Genomic DNA, 20,882 nt, shown 5'->3' on the forward strand with positions numbered 1-20,882 from the left:
AACACAAGGCCTACATAAATCATGCAAATCGAAACTCCCCCCACCGAAAAGCCGTACGAAAAGTCCGAGGGCGAACGCCGCGGCATCGTCATCGTCAACACCGGCGACGGCAAGGGCAAGAGCACCGCGGCCTTCGGCCTGGCTCTGCGCGCGCACGGCCGCGGCAAGGCGGTGAAGATTTACCAGTTCATGAAAGTGCCCTCGGCGCGTTTCGGCGAGCACCGCATGTTCGAGCAGATCGGCATTCCGATCGAAGGCCTGGGCGACGGCTTCAGCTGGAAGAGCCAGGACCTCGAGCACTCGGCCCAATTGGCGCGCGACGGCTGGGAAAAAGCCAGGGCGGCCATTCTTTCGGGTGAATTCTTCCTGGTGGTGCTCGATGAGATCACCTATCCGCTGATCTACGGCTGGCTCCCGCTCGAAGGCGTGCTCGAAACGCTGCGCGAGCGGCCCAAGCACGTGCACGTGGTGCTCACCGGCCGCCGCTGCCCGCCGGAGATCGTCGAGCTGGCCGACACCGTGACCGAAATGGCCATGGTCAAGCACGCCTTCAAGGCCGGTATTCCGGCGCAGCGCGGCATCGAGGACTGAGCTGTTGGCTGCCGTTGCAGCCCTGTGGCTTGCCCTGGCCATCGACCGCTGGCTGGGCGAACCCGCTGCGCGCTGGCATCCCGTGGTGTGGATGGGGCGCTACCTCGGCTGGATCGGTTCCCGCGCGGCCCCGCATGCGGCTGATGCGAGGCCGCGCGACCTGCCGCTCTTTCTTGCCGGCGGGCTGGCCTGGGGCGTTGGCGCGATGCTGTCTGGCGCACTGGCGCTGGCATTGCAGGAAAGCGCCGCGCTATGGCTGCCCGGGTGGGCTGCAGCCCTGGTGCTGGGCCTCGCGTTCAAGCCGCTCTTCGCATGGCGCATGCTGCGCACTGAAGTGCTTGCGGTCGAGTCCGCATTGGGGGTGTCGCTCGAAGCCGGCCGCGCGCAACTCGCGCGGCTGGTGAGCCGCGATGTCTCCGTGCTCAACGAACGCGAGGTGCGCGAAAGCGCCATCGAATCATTGGCCGAGAACCTCAACGATTCGCTCGTGGCGCCGTTGTTCTGGTTCGTGCTGCTGGGCTTGCCGGGCGCGGCTGTCTATCGCTTCGCCAACACGGCCGATGCCATGTGGGGCTATCGCGGCGAGCGCAATGGCCGCGAATGGACCTGGTTCGGCAAATGGGCCGCGCGGGCCGACGATGTGCTCTCCTGGCTGCCGGCGCGGCTCACGGCCTTGCTGCTCGCGCTCGCGGCATGGCAATGGCCTATGGGCATGGCGCGCGAGGCGCGCCGCACCCCGTCGCCCAACAGCGGCTGGCCGATGGCGGCCATGGCGCTGCTGCTTGGTGTGCGGCTCGCCAAGCCGGAGGTTTATGTCTTGAATGCCGAAGGCCGGCCGGCCGAAGCGGCCGATACGAATCGCGCTGCGCAGCTGGGCGGCAGGGCGGTGCTTGTGCTGGCCGTGTGTGCATCATTGGCGATCTTCGCGATCACGAGACCGGCATGACAGAGGAAGATGAAACCTTCGAAGCTGCGGTGCATGGCGGGCCGGACGAGGGCGGCACCCCTTGGCACGATTTTTCGACCAACGGCAATGCCACGGGATCGTGCCCGGCTGTGCTGTCGGCGCTGCGCGCGGCGGACGCGGCCCACTATCCAGACCCCAGCTATGCAAAGCTGCGCGGCGCGCTGGCGAAGTTTCATGGCGTGACGCCGGAGCGCGTCGTGATCGCGGCCAGCGCAAGCGAATTCATCCATCGCATCAGCGCCGCCTTCGCGCAGGGCGGTGGCCGCGAGGCTTGGCTGCCTCTGCACAGCTACGGCGACTACGAGCGTACGGCCTTGGCCTGGGGCCTGCAAGTGCTGCGGTCGCCCGAGCCGCGCGACGCTGCAGCGCTGCGCTGGTGTTGCGAGCCCTCGAGTCCGCTTGGCCAATCTCAGCCCGATCTCGCGTTGCATGCCAGAGCGGATGGCGGCCTCTGCGTGCTTGACCTGGCCTATGAACCGCTGCGTCTCGAAGGCGCTGCATCGCTCGATGCGGCCGAGCGAAACCGCGTGTGGCAGCTGTGGACGCCCAACAAGGCGATGGGCCTCACCGGCGTTCGCGCGGCCTACGCCATCGCACCCGACGGCGGAGCGGCCGTGCCAATGTTGAAGCGTCTCGCACGCCTGGCCCCGTCATGGCCGGTCGGTGCCCACGGCGTGGCATTGCTCGAAACCTGGATCGGCACCGAAGCCCAGGCCTGGCTCGCGCAGAGCCTGCACGCCCTGCGGGCTTGGAAGGCGCAGCAGCGAACCCTCTGCGAATCGCTGGGGTGGCAATGCCTGCCGGGCGATGCCAACTTCTTCTGCGCGCGCACCGATGCGCCTTACCCGCGGTTCGCCGCGGCCCTGCGCGCCGAAGGCATCAAGCTGCGCGACTGCGCATCCTTCGGCCTGCCGGGGTTCGTCCGCCTGGGCGTTCTGCCGCCGCAGAGCCAGCAGGCGCTGAAAGAAGCCTGGACGCGCGCCGTCGCCTCGGCCGAACATTGAAGGTCAATCCATCGCAGGACATCCGCATGCTCTACGCCATCACCACGCTCTTTCTTTGCCAACTGGCCGGTGAACTGCTCGTGCAGTGGCTGGGCCTGCCGATCCCGGGTCCGTTGATCGGCATGCTGTTGCTCTTCATCGTGCTGCTCGTTCGCGGCCGCGTGCCCGACGCGTTGAGCGAGACCTCGGGCCATCTGCTGCGCAACCTCATGCTGCTGTTCATTCCCGCCGTGACCGGGGTCATGCTGCATTTCGAGCGGGTAGGGCGCGAATGGCTTCCGTTCCTGGCGGCCGGCATCGTGGGGGCGGCCTTCACCATGACCGTGACCGCGCTCACCCTGCGCTGGATGATCCGCGTCACGGGTAAGGACGCGGAATGAGCGCCCCCCCGAAACTCTCCGAAATCTGGGTCTTCCTGGCGCAGTCGCCGCTGCTGTGGCTGTCGCTCACGCTGCTGGCCTACCTGGGCGCGCTGTGGCTGCACAAGCGCAGCGGCGCCAATCCGGCGGTCAATCCGGTGCTGGTGTCGGTGATCGCCATCGTGAGCGTGTTGCTCATCACGCGCACGCCTTACGACACGTATTTCGAAGGCGCCAAGTTCGTGCACTTCCTGATCGGGCCGGCCACCGTGGCGCTCGCGGTGCCGCTTTACGGCCAGCTCGCGCGGCTGCGGCGCCTGTGGCTGCCGATCGGCGTGGCGCTGCTGGTGGGCTCGGTGGCTGCCATCGTGTCGGCCATCGGCATTGCCTGGGCGCTGGGCGGATCGCACGAACTGATGATGTCGCTCGCGCCCAAGTCGGCGACGATGCCGATCGCGATGGGTGTGGCCGAGAAGATCGGCGGGCTGCCGTCGCTTGCCGCGGTGGCGGCCGCCGTGGCGGGCATCTCGGGCGCGATCATGGCCACCGGTCTTCTGAACCTGCTGCGCATCGAGGAGCCCGCGGTGCGCGGCTTTGCGGTGGGCATGGCGGCGCACGGCATCGGCACCGCGCGCGCCATTCAGGTGAACGAAACGGCCGGTGCGTTTTCGGCACTGGCCCTGGGGCTCAACGGCATCGCGACGGCGCTGCTGGTGCCGTTGCTGGTCAGGCTCATGGGCGTTTGAGGGCGTTAGCGGCCGATGGCCTCCTGACGCAAAATGGCGGCCACTATTTGCGCTGGAGAGCAAGGCATGGCCCAGTACACCGCAGAAATCCTCTGGCAGCGAGGCGAGCAGGACTTCCTCGGCAACACCTACAGCAGGAGGCATTCGATGCGCTTCGATGGCGGCGCGGAGGTGCCCGGCTCCTCGTCGCCGCACGTGGTGCCGCTGCCGTTTTCAGATGCGGCGGCTGTCGATCCCGAAGAGGCTTTCGTCGCTTCGCTGTCGAGCTGCCACATGCTGTGGTTTCTCACCATGGCCATGAAGCGCAAGTTCAACGTGGACCGCTACTTCGACGCGGCGAGCGGCACGATGGAAAAGAACGCCGAAGGCAGGCTCGCGATGACGGTGGTCACGCTTCGGCCCGAGGTCACGTTCTCGGGCGCGAACCTGCCCACGCGCGAGCAGATCGAGCACATGCACCACCGGGCGCATGAAGAGTGCTTCATTGCCAACTCGGTCAAGACCGAGGTGCGTTGCGAGCCGGTGATCGCCGCCGCCGACTGAACCGGCGGGCAGCGAACGAACTCATCGCCGCTGCAGCCGCGGGCTCTTCGCAAACAGTTCGGCGGCCCAATCCACGAACGCCCGCACTTTCGCGCTCAAGTGCCGGTTGGGCGGATAGACCACGTGAATCGGCAACGGGTCGCGGTGCCACTCGGGCAGCACTTCGATCAGCTCGCCGCTTTCCAGCAGCGGCTCGGCCATGAAGGTGATGCACTGCGAAATGCCGAACCCGCCGAGCACGGCCGCCATGTGGGCGTTGCTCTCGTTCACCGACACGCGGTAGGGCCCGTTCAGCTCGATGGACTCGTCGCCCTTCTTGAACTCGTGCGGATAAACGCGCCGCGTGCTGCCCGAAAAGTAGCTCACCACGTGGTGGCGCTTCTCGATGTCGTTGGGATGCTGCGGATGGCCATAGCGCTTGATGTACGCCGGGGACGCCACGGTCACGAAGTGCAGCGTGCCGATGCGCCGGGCCACCAGCGACTGGTCGCTCAGTTCGCCGGCCCGGATCACGCAGTCGACGTTGTCGGTGATGAGGTCGACCGTGCGGTCGCTCACGCCCAGGTCGACCTGGATCTCGGGATAGCGGTCGCAAAACGTGGCCAGCGCCGGCAGGATGATGAGCCTCGCCACCGAGGTGCCGACGTCGATGCGCAGCCGCCCCGTGGGGTTGGCCTGCGCATTGGTCATGCTGGATTCGATGTCGTCGAAGTCGTTCAAGAGGCGCGCCGCGCGCTCGTAGTAGGCGGCACCGTCGGGCGTCACGGTCACGCGCCGCGTGGTGCGGTTGAGCAGCTTTACCCGCAGGCGCGATTCCAGCGCCTGGATCTGCTTGGTGACCGTTCCCTTGGGCAGGGCGAGCGAGTCCGCCGCCCGGGTGAACGTGCCTGCTTCCACGACGCGGACAAAGATCCGCATTGCCTGGATTTGATCCATTGATGACTGTTCCTGGGAGCCCGGCCATGCCGGGAGGACGCGGATTCTCACACAAGGTGACAATCCCACAGCGTTTCCCGGATTGTTAGCGGTTTGGAAACAGAGTAGGGGCAGGTTGCCTGTTTAACCCCACACTGGCCGCCTTATATTTCGACTATCGCCAATCCTCCTGAGGTTGCCTCCATGTCACCCCGTCCGTCGTCCCGCTCTGCCGAAGCCGCTGCTCTCGCCGCGGCAGAAGGCGTGGAAGCCGATCTTTCGATCGAGCTGCCCGGCCGCGACCCCGTGGGCGCCCGGGTGTATGGACAGCGTCCCCGAGGCGAAACCGTGCCGCTGGTGCTGCACTTCCACGGCGGCACCTTCGTCTGCGGCAACCTGGACAACGGCCGCAACGTGGCCCGGCTCCTTGCCGGCGCGGGCGCGGTGGTGGTGTCGGTGGCTTATCCGCTGGCGCCCGAATCGCCGTTCCCCGAACCCATCGAGGTGGGCTATGCCGCGCTCGAGTGGCTCTACAAGCAGCGCGTGAAGCTCGGCGGCAAGGGCGCCCAGGTGTACTTGGCTGGCGAGGAAGCCGGCGGCAACCTGGCGGCCGGCGTGGCACTGATTGCACGCGACCGGGCGCATCCGCCGCTGGCCGGGCAAATCCTGCTGTCGCCCATGCTCGACCCGTGTGCGGGCACGGCTTCGTTGCGCAAGGCCACCAACGACGAGGCCGAATGCCGCTGGGCCAAGGGCTGGGAAAAGTACTTGAGCTGCCCGTCCAACGCGATGCACCCCTATGCGGTGCCGAGTGGATCGCTCCGGCTGTCTTCGCTGGCGCCCGCCCTGGTGCTGGTGGGGGCGGACGATGCGATGCGCGACGAGGCGATGACTTTTGCCGGGCGACTGCGCGCGGCCGGCATCGACGTCACAAGCAGCGTGCTGCCTGGCGCTGCGAACTGGCCCAAGGCCCTGTACGACCCCGAGCCCTCGGGCTGCAAGGCGTGCGAGGCCAGCGTGCAGCAGCACTTCCGCGAATTTTTCAGTGCCACTACACCGCCTCCCGTAGCGCCCAAGCCCAGCTAGGTGGCCCTGTCGCGGCAGCCTGGCTGACGACGCGACGCCGCCCCTCGGCCCACCGGTAACCCCGGTCATTTTCGAGTTCCGCCTCCTGGTGCCACAAGCACCGGGATGGCCTGTTGCATCCCAAAACGTCATCGAGAAGGACGAATCATCATGTCGAACAACAATCAAAAACTGTCTTCCGCCGCCCGCAAGGGCCTGTGGCCCGCCGTGACCGGCCTCACCGCCGTGCTGGCCGTGGCCGCCGCGGTGCTGGGCATGCACAGCTTCAAGGCCGAGGCCACCGCGCCCGCCGCGGCGCCGCAGGGCACACCGGTTTCGGTGGCGGCCGTGGCGTCGAGCGAGATCAACGCCTGGGACGAGTTCTCGGGCCGGCTAGAGGCGGTGCAGCGCGTGGATGTGCGCTCCCGTGTGGCGGGCGCCGTCCAGGCGGTGCACTTTCGCGAAGGCGCGCTGGTGAAGCAGGGCGATCTGCTGATCACCATCGACCCGGCCCCGTACGCGGCCGAAGCGGAGCGCGCCGAAGCGCAGGTGGCATCGGCCCAGGCCCGCCAGGCCTTCAGCCGTAGCGAGCAGGAACGCGCCAAGCGCCTGTGGGACCAGCAAGCCATCGCCCAGCGCGAATACGACGAACGCGTGAACGCCAGCCGCGAGGCCGACGCCAACCTGCGCGCCGCGCAAGCGTCGCTGCAGTCGGCGCGCCTGAACCTGGGCTACACGCAGGTGCGTGCTCCCGTGCCCGGCCGCATCGGCAAGCTCGAAGTGACCGTGGGCAACCTGGTGGCCGCCGGCCCTGGCGCGCCGGTGCTGACCACGCTGGTGTCGGTGAGCCCGATCTACGCGAGCTTCGATGCCGACGAGCAGGTGATCACGCGGGCCCTGAAGGACTTGCCGAGCGGCGCCAGCGCACGCGGCCAGATCGAGAGCATTCCGGTGCAGATGGGTACCTCGGGCTTCGAAGGCACGCCTTTCGTCGGCAAGCTGCAGCTGATCGACAACCAGGTCGACGCCCGCAGCGGCACGGTGCGCGTGCGTGCCTCCTTCGACAACAAGGACGGCGCGCTCATCCCCGGCCAGTTCGCCCGCATCCGCATGGGCCAGGCACGCAGCGACTCCGCGCTCTTGGTGAGCGAACGCGCCATCGGTACCGACCAGAACAAGAAGTTCGTGCTGGTGGTGGGCGAGGACAACAAGGCGATGTACCGCGAAGTGACGCTCGGCGCGTCGATCAACGGCCTGCGCGTCGTGAGCAAGGGCCTGAAGGCTGGCGACCGCGTGGTGGTCAACGGCCTGCAGCACATCCGCCCGGGTGCCCTGGTGGTGCCGCAGACCGTGACGATGGACGCCAAGGCCGATACCAAGCAACAACAACCGGAACGCGTCGCGGAAGCCGCGAAGTCCTGAACTCGGAGGGGAGCGCGTTTGCGCTCGCCGGAGAAACAACATGAATCTCTCTAAATTCTTCATCGACCGGCCGATCTTTGCCGGCGTGCTGTCGCTATTGATATTGATAGCCGGCCTGATCGCACTGCGCGGGCTGCCGATTTCCGAATACCCGGAAGTCGCGCCGCCCTCCGTGGTGGTGCGCGCCCAGTATCCGGGCGCCAACCCGAAGGTGATTGCCGAAACCGTTGCCACCCCGCTCGAAGAGCAGATCAACGGCGTCGAAGGCATGCTCTACATGGGCAGCCAGGCGACCACCGACGGCGTGCTCACGCTCACCGTCACCTTCCGCCTCGGCACCGATCCCGACAAGGCACAGCAGCTCGTGCAGAACCGCGTCTCGCAAGCCGAGCCGCGCCTGCCGGAGGAAGTGCGCCGCCTCGGCATCACGACCGTCAAGAGCGCGCCTGACCTGACGATGGTGGTGCACCTCGTTTCGCCGAACGACCGCTACGACATCAACTACCTGCGCAATTACGCGGTGCTGAACGTCAAGGACCCGCTCGCGCGCATCGAAGGCGTGGGCCAGGTGCAGATCTTCGGCGGCGGCGACTACTCGATGCGCGTCTGGCTCGACCCGCAGAAGGTCGCGCAGCGCGGCCTCTCGGCGAGCGACGTGGTGGCTGCGATCCGCGGCCAGAACGTGCAGGCCGCGGCCGGCGTGGTCGGCGCTTCGCCGGGCCTTTCGGGCGTGGACATGCAGCTCTCGATCAATGCGCAAGGGCGCCTGCAGAGCGAAGAAGAGTTCGGCGACATCATCGTTAAGAGCGGCACCGACGGCGCCGTGACCCGCCTGCGCGACATCGGCCGCCTCGAGATGGGCGCCGCCGACTACTCGCTGCGTTCGCTTTTGAACAACGATCCGGCCGTCGGCATGGGCGTGTTCCAGGCGCCGGGCTCCAATGCGCTCGACATCTCGTCCAACGTTCGCAAGACGATGGCCGAGCTCAACAAGAACATGCCGGAAGGGCTGGAATACCGCATCGCCTACGACCCGACGCAGTTCGTGCGTGCGTCCATCGAATCGGTGATCCACACGCTGCTCGAAGCCATTGCTCTTGTGGTGCTGGTCGTGATCCTGTTCCTGCAGACCTGGCGCGCATCGATTATTCCGCTCCTCGCCGTGCCGGTGTCGGTGATCGGTACCTTCGCGGTGCTGCACGTCCTCGGTTTCTCGATCAACGCGCTGAGCCTGTTCGGGCTGGTGCTGGCCATCGGTATCGTGGTGGACGACGCCATCGTGGTGGTGGAGAACGTCGAGCGGAACATCGAGGCCGGATTGACGCCGCGTGAGGCGACGTACCGTGCGATGCGCGAAGTGTCCGGGCCCATCATCGCGATCGCGCTGGTGCTGGTGGCCGTGTTCGTGCCGCTGGCTTTCATCAGCGGTCTCACGGGCCAGTTCTACAAGCAGTTCGCGGTGACCATCGCGATCTCGACGGTGATCTCGGCCATCAACTCGCTCACGCTGTCGCCTGCGCTCGCCGCCTTGCTGCTGCGCAGCCACGATGCGCCCAAGGACGCGCTGACGCGTGGCATGGACAAGGTCTTCGGCTGGCTGTTCCGCGGCTTCAACAAGCTGTTCAGCCGTGGTTCGGAAGCCTACAGCGGTGGCGTCAAGAGCGTGATCTCGCGCAAGACGCTGATGCTGGTGATCTACCTCGCGCTGGTCGGCGTGACCTTCGGACTCTTCAAGGCAGTGCCCAGCGGCTTCGTGCCGGCGCAGGACAAGCAATACCTGATCGGTTTTGCCCAGCTGCCCGACGGCGCCACGCTCGACCGCACCGACAACGTGATCCAGCGCATGGGCGAGATCATGAAGAAGAACCCGAACGTGGAAGACGCCATCGCCTTCCCGGGCCTGTCGATCAACGGTTTCACCAACAGCTCGAACTCGGGCATCGTGTTTGCCACGCTCAAGCCCTTCGACCAGCGCAAGCGCGCCGACCAGAGCGGCGGTGCGGTGGCCGGTCAGCTCAACGGTGCCTTCGCCAGCATCCAGGACGCGTTCATCGTGATGTTCCCGCCGCCGCCGGTGGCGGGCCTGGGCACCACGGGCGGCTTCAAGCTGCAGATCGAAGACCGCGCCTCGGTCGGCTACGACCAGATGGACGCGGCGGTGAAGGCCTTCATGGCCAAGGCCTATGCAGCGCCGGAGCTCACGGGCATGTTCACGAGCTGGCAGGTCAACGTGCCGCAGCTGTATGCGGACATCGACCGCACCAAGGCCCGCCAGCTCGGCGTGCCGGTGACGGACATCTTCGACACCATGCAGATCTACCTCGGCAGCCTGTATGCGAACGACTTCAACAAGTTTGGCCGCACGTACAGCGTGCGTGTGCAGGCCGACGCGCCTTACCGCGCCCGTGCCGAAGACGTGGGCATGTTGAAGGTGCGCTCGACCACGGGCGAGATGGTGCCGCTGTCGGCGCTGATGAAGGTGAATTCGACCTTCGGCCCGGAACGCGCCATGCGCTACAACGGCTATCTTGCCGCCGACATCAACGGTGGCCCGGCTCCCGGCTATTCGTCGGGCCAGGCGCAGGACGCGATCACCAAGATTGCGGCCGAGACGCTGCCCAAGGGCGTGAGCTTCGAGTGGACTGAGCTGACCTACCAGGAAATCCTGGCCGGCAACTCCGCCTTCCTGGTGTTCCCGCTGGCCATCCTGCTGGTGTTCCTGGTGCTGGCCGCGCAGTATGAAAGCCTGACGCTGCCGATCGCGATCATCCTGATCGTGCCAATGGGCATCATGGCCGCGATGGCGGGCGTATGGATATCGGGGGGTGACAACAACGTCTTCACGCAGATCGGGCTGATCGTGCTGGTGGGGCTGAGTGCGAAGAACGCGATCCTGATCGTGGAGTTCGCACGGGAGCTCGAGTTCGCCGGACGCACGCCCATCCAGGCTGCGATCGAAGCCAGCCGCCTGCGCCTGCGCCCGATTCTCATGACCTCGCTGGCCTTCGTGATGGGTGTGCTGCCCCTCGTGCTGTCGACCGGCGCGGGCTCGGAGATGCGCAAGGCCATGGGCGTGGCGGTGTTCGCCGGGATGATCGGCGTGACGGCCTTCGGCCTGTTCCTGACGCCAGTGTTCTACGTGCTGATGCGCCGCCTCGCGGGCAACCGTCCGCTCAAGTTGCACGGCGACGTGCCGCATGGGGAAGACTTCGTTTCGGCGGCGCATCCGGCTGCGCCGTCCCACGGAGGTTCCGGCGGTGGCGGGCTGCACCCGCTGCCTGCTGCGCCGCGTCCTTCGCACGGCTCGCATGACTGATCGAGAAGAAAGCTCATCATGAAATTCTCAGTACAACCTTGGGTCAAGCCACTTCGCACCGCCTTGCTGCCGCTGGTGGCAGCCCTGGCGCTGGCCGGCTGCGCGAGCGTTCCCTCCGGCGTGCCGGAGATCCAGACCACCGCCCAGTTCAAGGAGCAGGGCGCCGCGCCGCCGGCCGGCTGGACGCGTGCCGTGCCTTCCGAAGCGCAGACGCGCGGCGCCTGGTGGCTGGCATTCAACGACCCGGTGCTCAATGCGCTGGTCGAGAAGGCCGACGTCAACAACAACAACATCCAGGCCGCCGCGGCCCGGCTGGCGGAAGCTCGCGCCCTGGCGCGCAGCGCCAACGCCGATCGCATGCCGCAGATCGGGCTGGGGGCCGGTGCCAACCGCGGTGCTGGCCTCGACAAGGCTACGGCCAGTACCAGGCCGGCCACCATGACCAACATCGGCGCCACGTTCTCGTACGAGCTCGACCTGTTCGGCCGGCTCTCGGGCGCGAGCAATGCGGCCAAGCTGGATGCGGCGGGCCGCGAAGGGCTGCTGCAAAGCACGCGACTTGCGGTGCAGGCCGAGGTGGCCCAGACCTATCTGCAACTGCGTGCGCTCGACGCCGAGCGCGCGCTCGTGCGAGAGCAGGTCGAGGCCTACCGCGACACGCTGCGCCTGACGCAGCGCCGGCAGCAGGCCGGCGACATCGCCGAGCTCGACGTGGCGCGCGTGCAGACCGAGGTGTCGTCCACCGAGTCGGACGCGTTGGCGCTCGACCGGCAGCGCGCCCAGGTCGAGCATGCGCTCGCGGTGCTGGTGGGCGATTCGGCCTCCAGTTTCGGCCTGCGTGCCGACGACTGGGCCACCGCGCTGCCGTCCGTGCCGCCCGGCGTGCCCGCCACGGTGCTCACGCGCCGCCCGGACGTGTCGGCCGCGCAGAACGCGGTGCTTGCGGCGCAGGCCCGGGTGGGCGTGGCACAGGCGGCGTGGTTTCCGGACATTTCGCTGACCGGCGCGGCCGGCTATGCATCGCCGGAGATCGGCGACCTGTTCAAGTGGTCGGCCCGCTCATGGGGCGTGGGTGCGCTGCTCTCGCTGCCGATCTTCGACGGTGGCCGTCGCGAAGCCGGCGTGCAGGGCGCCAATGCGCAGCTCGACGGCGCGCTCGCGAACTACCGCAACCAGGTGCTGGTGGCGTTCCAGGAGGTCGAAGACCAGCTGTCCGCCATCCGCATCCTGCAGGAGCAGTCGACCGTGCAGGCGCAGGCCGTCACGTCGGCCCAGCGCGCGACCAGCCTGTCTGATACGCGCTACCGCAATGGCTACATCAGCCAGCTCGACCTGCTCGATGCACGTCGCAGCGAATTGCGCAACCGGCGCCAGGCGCTGCAGGTCAAGTCGGCGCAGTACCAGGCGGCCGTGGGGCTGATCCGCGCCATCGGTGGCGGCTGGGAAGTGCCGCCCGCTACGGCGCAGGCTCAGCCCGGCGGGGCTGCCGCGCTGCAGACCGCGGCACGCTGAACACCAAAGGGGCGCAAGCCCCTTTTTCTTTGCCGCTTCCGCTTCGGAAACGGCATGCGGCGGCAACGACAATAGCCGCATGACAACCCGATGCGTGATGGTTCTCGGCACGACCAGTGGCGCCGGCAAGAGCTGGCTGGTGACCGCGCTGTGCCGCTGGTATGCGCGGAAGGGCCTCAAGGTGGCGCCTTTCAAGGCGCAGAACATGAGCAACAACGCCCGCGTGGTCGACGGCGGCGAGATCGGCAGCGCGCAATATTTCCAGGCGCTGGCGGCTCGCGCCGTGCCCGACGTGCGCATGAACCCGCTGCTGCTCAAGCCCGAGCGCGACACCCATAGCCAGGTGGTTCTGATGGGGCAGGTGAGCGCGGAACTCACGGCCATGCCCTGGCGTGGGCGCAGCGAGCGCGTCTGGCCGCAGATCGCAGGGGCATTCGATTCGCTGCGCGCCGAGAACGACGTGGTGGTGATCGAGGGTGCGGGCTCGCCGGCCGAGATCAACCTGATGGCGAGCGACATCGTCAACCTGCGCGTGGCCCGCCATGCGGATGCCCGCTGCCTGCTGGTGACCGACATCGACCGCGGCGGCGCCTTCGCGCATCTTTACGGCACCTGGGCATTGATGCCCGAGAGCGACCGCGCGCTGCTGCGTGGCTTCGTGCTCAACAAGTTTCGCGGCGATGCCTCGCTGCTGGCGCCCGCGCCGCAGCAGCTGCAGGCGCTGACCGGCATCGCCACCGTTGCGACGCTGCCGATGTGGTGGCAGCACGGCCTGCCGGAGGAAGACGGCGTGTTCGATGACCGGAGCCGCTCGAGCGGCGTCGTCACGCGCACGGTGGCGGTGGTGGCATATCCGCGCATCAGCAACCTCGACGAGTTCCAGCCGCTCAAGAACGTGCCCGGCGTTCGCCTGGTGTGGGCGCGCACGCCGGCGGACGTGGCGGGCGCCGACTGGATCGTGCTGCCCGGTTCCAAGCACACCAGCGGCGATCTCGCGTGGCTGCGCGCGCAGGGGCTGGACCGCGCCATTGCCGCGCACGCGGCGGGCGGCGGTGCCGTGCTGGGCGTCTGTGGCGGCTTGCAGATGCTGGGCGAGGCGCTGGTCGACCCGCACGGCATCGACGGCAACGCGCCCGGCCTGGGCCTGCTGCCGCTGGTGACCGTGTTCGAGCGCGAGAAGACCGTGCGCCACCGGTCCGCCAGCTTCGGCGAGTTGAGCGGGCCATGGGCTTCGCTTTCGAACGTGCCGGTTGCCGGCTACGAGATTCACCACGGCAACACCGCGATCCATCCGCAGATGGCGCAAGACGGCCGTGCCGTGATGCCCGACGGGCTGGCCTGGCAGAACGCGCGCGGCAATGTCTTGGGCCTTTACCTGCACGGCCTGTTCGAGGATGCGGCCGCGCTGCACGCGCTCTTCGGCGCCGCGGCACCCACGCTCGATGCCACCTTCGAAGGTTTGGCCGACTTCATAGACACCCACTTCGAGCCCGGCGTATTGCAGGGCCTGATCGCATGACCGACAACAACGACACCATTCCTTCCATCGCCGACATTCATGACGATGCCCTGGCGGCGCGTCTGCAGAGCGCGGTCGACAACAAGACCAAGCCGCTCGGCGCGCTGGGCCGGCTCGAGAGCCTGGCCTTGCGGCTCGGCCTGATCCTGGGCAGCGAAACGCCCATGCTCGAGGCCCCCCAGATGCTGGTGTGCGCGGGCGACCACGGGCTGGCGGCGCGTGGTGTCTCGGCGTTTCCGAGCGACGTGACCTGGCAGATGGTCGAGAACTTCCTGGCCGGCGGCGCGGCCGTGAGCGTGCTGGCGCGCCAGCATGGGCTGGCGCTGACGGTGGTCGACTGCGGCGTGCGGCGCGACTTTCAGGCGCGCCCGGGCCTGGTGTCGCGGCGGATAGCCGCCGGTACGGCCGATGCATCGGCGGGCCCTGCAATGTCGGCGGCGCAATGCGCCGAGGCCGTCGCCAACGGCCGCGACGTGGTGCACCTGCTGCCCGGCAACGCCTTGCTGCTGGGCGAGATGGGCATCGGCAACAGCTCGGCGGCGGCGATGCTGCTTGCGCGGCTGGCCCAGCTCGATATCGATGCCTGCACCGGCTCCGGCACGGGGCTCGACGCCGCGGGCTTGGCACGCAAGCGCACGGTGCTGCGCGAAGTGCTGGCGCTGCATGCATCGGCGGTTTCGCCGCTCGATGCACTGGCTGCGTTCGGCGGTTTCGAAATCGCGACGCTGGTCGGCGCGGTGCTGCAAGCAGCGCAGGAACGCCGGGTGATCGTGGTCGATGGTTTCATCGCCAGCGCCGCGGTATTGGTTGCGCAGGCATTGCAGCCGCATGTGGCGCAGCGCTGCGTGGCCGCGCACAGTTCGGCCGAGCCCGGGCATGCGCTGCTGCTGAAGCACCTCGGGCTGGAGCCCTTGCTGAACCTGGACCTGCGTTTGGGCGAAGGCTCGGGCGGGGCACTGGCTTGGCCGCTGCTCGAATCGGCCTGCCGCATCCTGCGCGAAATGGCGAGCTTCGAGGCGGCGGGCGTGTCGCGCAAGGACGCCTGAACTCGATGAACGGTGTTCGCCACTACCTGCTGGCCCTGCAGTTCTTCACGCGCGTGCCGGTAACCGGCCGGCTTGCCGAATGGGTCGGGTTCAGTCCGAAGATGCTGCGTGCGAGCGCGGCGCATTTTCCCGGCGTCGGCTGGCTGGTGGGTGGCGTTGGCGCGGCCGTTTTCGTGCTCGCACTGCAGGGCTTGCCGGGCACGGCCGGTGCGCTGGCCGCGGCGCTGCTGAGCATGGCCGCGACGGTGCTGCTCACCGGCGCGTTTCATGAGGACGGGCTCGCCGACGTGGCCGACGGGCTGGGCGGAGCGTCCGACCGGAGCCGCGCACTGGAGATCATGAAGGACTCGCGCATCGGTGCCTTCGGCGCCATTGCGCTGGTGCTGGCACTCGGGCTCAAGGCCGCGCTGCTCGCGTCGATGGCGGGGCAGGGCGCGCTGGCGCTGGCAGCTGCCATCGCCAGCGCGCATGTGCTTTCGCGGCTGGCGCCGCTGTTCCTGATTCGCTGGTTGCCCTACGTGGGCGATGCCGGCGCGAGCAAGGCCAAGCCGCTGGCCGATGCAATCGGCGGTGGTGCCTTGCTGGTCGGCGTGCTCTGGTCGGTGCCTGCTGCCGGGCTGGTGCTGCTGACGCAAGGCCCGGCGAGAACGCTCGCCACGGCAGTGGCATGCGCTCTTGCGGCGCTGGTGATGGCGCGCATGTTCCGGCGCCGGCTGCAGGGTTTCACAGGCGACGGGCTCGGTGCGACGCAGCAGGTGTGCGAGCTTGCGATCTATCTTGCGCTGGCGTGGCAGGCATGAAGCTGTGGCTGGTGCGCCATGCTGAGACCGACGCCGCGCCGGGCCTTTGCTACGGCAGGGCGGATGTGGGCGTGCCGGCCGGGGCATCGCTGGCGGTAGCGCACGCGGTGGTGTCCGGCATACCGGAAGGCATCGCGCTGGTCCACTCGCCCTTGCGGCGTTGTGCCGAGTTGGCACAGGCCATCGGCACGCTGCGCCCGGACCTCGTGGTGCGGGCCGATGCGCGTCTGGCCGAGATGGATTTCGGCGCCTGGGAAGGCCGGCCCTGGTCGTCCATCGCTCGCACCGAGTTCGACGCGTGGACCTGCAATTTCGCCGAGGGCCTGCCGGGCGGCCACGGCGAAAGCACGGCCCGCTTTCTGCAACGCACGGGCGCAGCCTTCGACGATTGGCGCGTGTCGGGGCAAGACGCGGTGTGGGTCACGCATGCAGGCGTGATGCGCGCCGTGCAACTGCTGCACCGCGGCGTGCGGCGCGTCGACGACGCCACGCAATGGCCGTCGGCGCCCATTGACTACGGGGCGTGCCAGCTGATCGAATGCGGCTGATGGAAAGCGACAGGGCGGCCTGCCGCCGTCACCGCGATGCCGAAGCCCTTCACGAACGAACGCCTGTACGTACGCCTCGACGGCGATCCCTTGCACGGGCCGGAGGCCGACATGCCCGCGGGCACGTTGTGCGCCTTTCCGGTTGCGGCACCGCTCGCGGCGCATGTCGCGCACATTCTTCTCTACAGGGAAGCGCTGCCCGAAGGCCATGAGGTTGTCGAGCGCGTGCTGCCCGACGGGGCGGTGCGCCTGGTCTTCAATCTGGGCGATGCGCCGTCGGCGGGCGAAAGCGCCGGGCAAGCTGTCGAGGCCTTGGGTGCTTCCGCAGCCCCGGTCCTGGTGCGCCTTCGCCGGAAGATGGAAGGACTGTCGGTAACCCTGCGCCCCGGCGCGGCCGCGGCCCTGCTGGGAATGCCGGCCAGCGAGATCGCCGGCACCGCCGTGCACCTGGACGAACTGTGGCACGGCCGGGGTGCCGAACTGCTGGAGCGCATGGCCGGGCAGCCGGACGACGCCTCGCGCGTGTCGGTGCTCTGCACCGCACTGCAGCGGCAGCTGGCCGATGGCGATGCCACCGTTCACCCAGCCGCGATGCGCGCGGCGCAACTCATTGCGGCGTCGGGCGGGCGGCGTCCGCTGCGCGAGGTGGCGGCGGCCGTCGGGCTCGGCGAGCGGCGGCTGCAGCAGGTCTTTCAGCAGCAGGTGGGGTTGTCGCCCCGTGTCTGGAGCCGGCTCGCGCGGTTGCATGCCTGCCTGCGCGCCTTGCGCCTGCAGCGTGCGCCCGCCTGGGCGAGTCTTGCGTTGGACGGTGGTTTCTATGACCAATCGCACCTGGTCAACGAGTTCCAGGCGCTCTGCGGCCTCACGCCGACGGAGTTTCTGGGCCGCGCGATTTCGGGTTCTTCCAAGACGGCGGGCTGAAGCGGCCTTACTGTCGCTTCGAACCCGGAACGAAAGGAGAAAACTGATGCATGCAGAAAGAGAAAGCAATGACCGGCCGTTGAAGGGCCATGTGGCCGTGGTGACCGGCGCCAGCCGCGGTGCCGGCCGCGGCATCGCGATGGAACTCGGCGCCGCGGGCGCCACCGTGTATGTCACGGGGCGAAGCACGCGGGAGCAGCCGGCGACCACCTACGGCCAGTTGCTCGCCCTCTCGGAGCTCGAAGCCCTGCCGGGCAGCATCGACGAAACGGCCGACGAAGTCACTCGCCTCGGCGGACGCGGCATTGCGGTTCGGTGCGATCACACGCAGGAAGACGAAGTGAAGCGGCTCTTTGCGCAGGTGCAGCGCGAGCAAGGCCGTGTCGATCTGCTCGTCAACAACGCCTGGGGTGGCCACGAGACTTTCACCGGCGTGTTCGAGGCGCCGTTCTGGGAGCATCCGCTGTCCAACTGGGACTCGATGTTCGACCGCGGCGTGCGCAATCACCTGCTGGCCAGCCGGTGCGCGGCGCCGCTCATGGTGGCGCAGAAGGGTGGGCTCATCCTGACCACCACCTTCTGGGACCGCGGCAACTACCTGCGTGGCAACCTGTTCTACGACCTCGCCAAGTCCGCCATGACGCGGCTGGCCTTCGGCATGGCGCAGGAGCTGCGTCCCCATGGCGTCGCTTCGCTTGCGGTGTCGCCGGGCTGGATGCGAACCGAGTTCGTGCTGGCCGGCCACAAGACCGACGAGGCGCATTGGCAGGAACGCCCGGCGCTGGCGCGGACCGAATCACCACGTTATCTCGGTCGCGCAGTCGCCGCACTGGCCGGGGATGCAGGGGTCATGGAGAAGACTGGCGGCGTACACCGCGTGGCCGACCTCGCGCGCGAGTACGGCTTTACCGACATCGACGGCCGGCAGGTCGAGGCGTTCGAGATGTAGCCGAAGAACAGGCCAGGTTCAGGCCAGGTTCAGGCCGGATTCAGGCCGACTTGGGCCGCGGCGTCTTCGGCTTGTAGTCGCAGTAGGGCGCCACTGCGCATTCCCAGCACTTCGGCGTGCGCGCCACGCAGATGTAGCGCCCATGCAGGATGAGCCAGTGGTGCGCATGCAGGCGAAACTCGAAAGGCACCCGCTTCTCGAGCTTGAGTTCCACTTCGAGCGGCGTCTTGCCCGGCGCGAGCCCGGTGCGGTTGCCGACGCGGAAGATGTGCGTGTCGACCGCGATGGTGGCCTCGCCGAACGCGACGTTGAGCACCACGTTTGCGGTCTTTCGGCCGACCCCCGGCAGCGCCTCCAGTTCGGCGCGCGTGCGCGGCACTTCGCCGCCGTGCAGTTCCACCAGCATGCGGCAGGTTTCGATCAGGTGCTTGGCCTTGCTGCGATAGAGCCCGATGGTCTTGATGTATTCCTCCAGGCCTTCCACCCCCAGCCGGAGGATCGCCTGCGGCGTGTTCGCCACCGGAAAAAGCTTGCGCGTGGCCTTGTTCACACCCACGTCGGTGGCTTGTGCCGAGAGCAGCACGGCGGCCAGCAGCTCGAAAGGCGTGGCGTACTCGAGCTCGGTTTCAGGTGTGGGGTTGGCCGCCTGCAGGGTGGCGAAGAAGAGGGGAATGTTGTCTTTTTTCATGGGGTCCGGGAAACGCGGCGCGCGTCGGCCATTCGGGGCAGGGCGGCGATAGACGCAATATATCGTTGAAAGGCGATAGCCTTACGCAGCTTTATTGCCCGCGGCTTTCGCGACAATGGCGTCCAGAAAGTGAGACCTCCCATGCAATTCGCTTCCCGCCTCGACAACGTCGAAACCTCCGCCATCCGCGAACTCTTCAAGCTGCTGGGCAAGCCCGGCATCATCAGCTTTGCGGGCGGGTTTCCCGACAGCGCCATGTTCGACGTGGAGGGCCTGAAGGAGGCGAGCCAGAAGGCACTGACCGAGGAGCCCGGCGGCGCGCTGCAATACGGCGCCACCGAAGGCTACGAGCCGCTGCGCACGCAGCTCAGCGCCTTCATGAAGACCAAGGGCGTCGACGTGGACCCGAGCGGCCTGATCGTCACCACCGGCAGCCAGCAGGCGCTCGACCTGCTGGGCAAGACCATGATTTCGCCCGGCGACAAGGTGATTGTCGAAGGCCCGACCTTCCTGGCCACGATCCAATGCTTTCGCCTGTATGGCGCGCAGCTCATCAGCGCGCCCATCGACGCCAACGGCGTGAAGACCGACGAGCTCGAAAAGCTCATCGCCGAGCACAAGCCCAAGTTCGTCTACCTGATTCCCACCTTTGGCAATCCGAGCGGCGCCATGCTGACGCTGGAGCGCCGCAAGAAGGTGCTCGAGCTTGCCGTCAAGTACCAGACGCTGATCGTCGAAGACGACCCGTACGGCGATCTCTACTTCGGCGAGGCGCCACCGCCTTCGATCCTGGCTTTGAGCAAGGATGTGCCGGGCAGCCGCGAATTGCTGGCGCACTGCGGCAGCCTGAGCAAGGTGCTGAGCCCGGGCCTGCGCATCGGCTGGATGATCGCGCCCGCCGAGTTGCTGGCCAAGGCCACGATGTGCAAGCAGTTCAGCGATGCGCACACCAGCACCTTTGCCCAGGCCACCGCCGCGCAATACCTCAAGAGCGGCCGCATGCCCGCCACGCTCGCGCACGTGCGCGAGGTGTACGGCCAGCGCGCGCAGGCCATGGGCGCGGCGCTAAAGCGCGAGTTGGGCGACGCCGTGAGCTTCACTCAGCCGCAGGGCGGCTTGTTCTTCTGGGCTCGCCTCACGGGTGCCAACGGCAAGCTGGCCGATGCCGGCGAACTGGCAAAGCGCGCCATCGAGCAGCTCGTGGCCTTCGTGCCCGGGGCGCCGTTCTATGCGGAGAAGCCCGATATGGCGACGTTGCGGCTGAGCTTTGCGACGGCCGACGTGGCCAAGATCGAAGAGGGCGTGAAACGCCTCGGCCAGGCCCTGTAAGTCTTCAGGGCGAGCGATGCAGGCGGGGCGCCGCCAGCAGCGCCAGGTTCTCCGCAATGGCCGCATCCACGTTCGGATGGCGGCCTTTCATTTTCGATAGCGTCATGATGGTCTGCAGCGCCTTCAGGTCCTTGACCGAGGGCGCAACCTTGATCTGCGCGATGGCCGCCGATGCGTTGCCGCCGTTGACCAATGCCATTACCTTGCTTGCCCAGTCGTTCGCGCGCGCCATGTCTTCACCTGCTTTCAATTGAACCGCCGACTGTACACAGCCGGGCAGCGTGTCCGGCTGCTGCCGGTCATTGGTTACCATCACCCATGAGAAAAACCTTTCAGCTTCAGGTCGAGGGCAAGCACCCCGACCGCCTCCTCGAAGCCATCAAGCACGAGATTCGCAAGTACATCAAGCGTGAGCGCCGGCGCGTTCTGCCCGAGGGCAGCGACTTTTGGGACTTCGATTGCAAGTTCGGCACCTCGGCGGAAACCGCCGAAACAGTGCATCTTTCGGCCATCACGGGCCTGATCGACGGCGTCGTCAAGGACGCCGGCAAGCAGTTCTATGTCGAGATCCTGGCCAAGCCCGGCAAGCGCACGCCGCGCCCGGCCGGGGAGCGGGCGGAAGAGCCGCCCGAAGAAATCTAG

The 20,882-nt window shown here is 67.6% G+C and carries 21 protein-coding genes; 18 read left to right on the forward strand and 3 right to left on the reverse strand.

Annotated features, from left to right (window positions below):
• The first annotated feature begins 21 nt into the window (after nt 1-21).
• The 6 genes from cobO (at nt 22) to ASC78_RS03770 (ending at nt 4,210) form a co-directional block, all read left to right on the forward strand.
• Complete coding sequence (cobO, locus tag ASC78_RS03745; protein WP_055796592.1) at nt 22-591, forward strand: cob(I)yrinic acid a,c-diamide adenosyltransferase; 570 nt, start codon at nt 22-24, stop codon at nt 589-591.
• A gap of 1 nt (nt 592) precedes the next feature.
• Entirely contained in the window at nt 593-1,537 is a 945-nt protein-coding gene (gene cbiB, locus ASC78_RS03750; protein WP_055796596.1) for an adenosylcobinamide-phosphate synthase CbiB, read from the forward strand.
• Nucleotides 1,534-2,562, forward strand: a complete 1,029-nt coding sequence (locus ASC78_RS03755; protein WP_055796599.1) for a pyridoxal phosphate-dependent aminotransferase — start codon at nt 1,534-1,536, stop codon at nt 2,560-2,562. The genes cbiB and ASC78_RS03755 overlap by 4 nt, the downstream gene beginning before the upstream one ends.
• A 26-nt stretch (nt 2,563-2,588) precedes the next feature.
• Nucleotides 2,589-2,942, forward strand: a complete 354-nt coding sequence (locus tag ASC78_RS03760) for a CidA/LrgA family protein (RefSeq protein ID WP_055796604.1) — start codon at nt 2,589-2,591, stop codon at nt 2,940-2,942.
• Nucleotides 2,939-3,667 carry an LrgB family protein gene (locus tag ASC78_RS03765; RefSeq protein ID WP_055796607.1) on the forward strand — a complete coding sequence of 243 codons (729 nt, stop codon included), beginning with the start codon at nt 2,939-2,941 and terminating at the stop codon, nt 3,665-3,667. The genes ASC78_RS03760 and ASC78_RS03765 overlap by 4 nt, the downstream gene beginning before the upstream one ends.
• 66 nt (nt 3,668-3,733) lie before the next feature.
• Complete coding sequence (locus ASC78_RS03770) at nt 3,734-4,210, forward strand: OsmC family protein (protein WP_055796609.1); 477 nt, start codon at nt 3,734-3,736, stop codon at nt 4,208-4,210.
• Between the two features lie 21 nt (nt 4,211-4,231).
• Here ASC78_RS03770 and ASC78_RS03775 read toward each other — a convergent pair whose 3' ends face one another.
• Nucleotides 4,232-5,146, reverse strand: a complete 915-nt coding sequence (locus ASC78_RS03775; RefSeq protein ID WP_055796613.1) for a LysR family transcriptional regulator — start codon at nt 5,144-5,146, stop codon at nt 4,232-4,234.
• Between the two features lie 183 nt (nt 5,147-5,329).
• Between ASC78_RS03775 and ASC78_RS03780 the strand changes: the two genes are divergently transcribed.
• The 10 genes from ASC78_RS03780 to ASC78_RS03825 all read left to right on the forward strand — a co-directional run bounded on the left by ASC78_RS03780 (nt 5,330) and on the right by ASC78_RS03825 (nt 18,223).
• Complete coding sequence (locus ASC78_RS03780) at nt 5,330-6,211, forward strand: alpha/beta hydrolase (protein ID WP_055796616.1); 882 nt, start codon at nt 5,330-5,332, stop codon at nt 6,209-6,211.
• 150 nt (nt 6,212-6,361) lie between these two features.
• Nucleotides 6,362-7,612 carry an efflux RND transporter periplasmic adaptor subunit gene (locus ASC78_RS03785; RefSeq protein ID WP_055796619.1) on the forward strand — a complete coding sequence of 417 codons (1,251 nt, stop codon included), beginning with the start codon at nt 6,362-6,364 and terminating at the stop codon, nt 7,610-7,612.
• Between the two features lie 40 nt (nt 7,613-7,652).
• Complete coding sequence (locus ASC78_RS03790; protein ID WP_055796622.1) at nt 7,653-10,928, forward strand: efflux RND transporter permease subunit; 3,276 nt, start codon at nt 7,653-7,655, stop codon at nt 10,926-10,928.
• Between the two features lie 18 nt (nt 10,929-10,946).
• Nucleotides 10,947-12,440 carry an efflux transporter outer membrane subunit gene (locus ASC78_RS03795; protein WP_055796625.1) on the forward strand — a complete coding sequence of 498 codons (1,494 nt, stop codon included), beginning with the start codon at nt 10,947-10,949 and terminating at the stop codon, nt 12,438-12,440.
• Nucleotides 12,441-12,519: 79 nt separating this feature from the next.
• Nucleotides 12,520-13,959: a cobyric acid synthase gene (locus ASC78_RS03800; RefSeq protein ID WP_055796627.1), complete on the forward strand. Its 1,440-nt coding sequence runs from the start codon at nt 12,520-12,522 to the stop codon at nt 13,957-13,959.
• A complete protein-coding gene (gene cobT / locus ASC78_RS03805) occupies nt 13,956-15,005 on the forward strand; it encodes a nicotinate-nucleotide--dimethylbenzimidazole phosphoribosyltransferase (RefSeq protein ID WP_055796630.1) in 1,050 nt (349 codons plus the stop codon). The genes ASC78_RS03800 and cobT overlap by 4 nt, the downstream gene beginning before the upstream one ends.
• 5 nt (nt 15,006-15,010) lie before the next feature.
• On the forward strand, nt 15,011-15,805 hold the full coding sequence (locus ASC78_RS03810) for an adenosylcobinamide-GDP ribazoletransferase (protein WP_055796635.1): 795 nt from the start codon (nt 15,011-15,013) through the stop codon (nt 15,803-15,805).
• Nucleotides 15,802-16,353, forward strand: a complete 552-nt coding sequence (locus tag ASC78_RS03815) for a histidine phosphatase family protein (RefSeq protein ID WP_055796638.1) — start codon at nt 15,802-15,804, stop codon at nt 16,351-16,353. The genes ASC78_RS03810 and ASC78_RS03815 overlap by 4 nt, the downstream gene beginning before the upstream one ends.
• A 36-nt stretch (nt 16,354-16,389) precedes the next feature.
• On the forward strand, nt 16,390-17,274 hold the full coding sequence (locus ASC78_RS03820) for a helix-turn-helix domain-containing protein (protein ID WP_055796639.1): 885 nt from the start codon (nt 16,390-16,392) through the stop codon (nt 17,272-17,274).
• A gap of 46 nt (nt 17,275-17,320) precedes the next feature.
• Nucleotides 17,321-18,223 (forward strand): SDR family NAD(P)-dependent oxidoreductase, encoded by a 903-nt coding sequence (locus ASC78_RS03825; protein ID WP_055796642.1) that lies wholly within the window; start codon nt 17,321-17,323, stop codon nt 18,221-18,223.
• 40 nt (nt 18,224-18,263) lie between these two features.
• On the opposite strand, the gene nth is transcribed toward ASC78_RS03825, so the two are convergent.
• Entirely contained in the window at nt 18,264-18,911 is a 648-nt protein-coding gene (gene nth, locus ASC78_RS03830; protein ID WP_055796645.1) for an endonuclease III, read from the reverse strand.
• Between the two features lie 141 nt (nt 18,912-19,052).
• On the opposite strand from nth, the gene ASC78_RS03835 reads away from it, so the two are divergent.
• Nucleotides 19,053-20,240, forward strand: coding sequence for an aminotransferase-like domain-containing protein (locus ASC78_RS03835; RefSeq protein WP_055796648.1), 1,188 nt, complete (start codon nt 19,053-19,055; stop codon nt 20,238-20,240).
• A gap of 4 nt (nt 20,241-20,244) precedes the next feature.
• Here the strand turns inward: ASC78_RS03835 and ASC78_RS03840 are convergent, their stop codons facing one another.
• Nucleotides 20,245-20,472 carry a hypothetical protein gene (locus ASC78_RS03840; RefSeq protein ID WP_055796651.1) on the reverse strand — a complete coding sequence of 76 codons (228 nt, stop codon included), beginning with the start codon at nt 20,470-20,472 and terminating at the stop codon, nt 20,245-20,247.
• An 86-nt stretch (nt 20,473-20,558) separates the two neighbouring features.
• Here ASC78_RS03840 and ASC78_RS03845 point away from each other — a divergent pair, with 86 nt between their 5' ends.
• Nucleotides 20,559-20,882 carry a DUF6172 family protein gene (locus ASC78_RS03845; protein WP_055796654.1) on the forward strand — a complete coding sequence of 108 codons (324 nt, stop codon included), beginning with the start codon at nt 20,559-20,561 and terminating at the stop codon, nt 20,880-20,882.

Origin of the sequence: Variovorax sp. Root318D1, assembly GCF_001424835.1 — a bacterium.
Taxonomy (GTDB): domain Bacteria; phylum Pseudomonadota; class Gammaproteobacteria; order Burkholderiales; family Burkholderiaceae_C; genus Variovorax.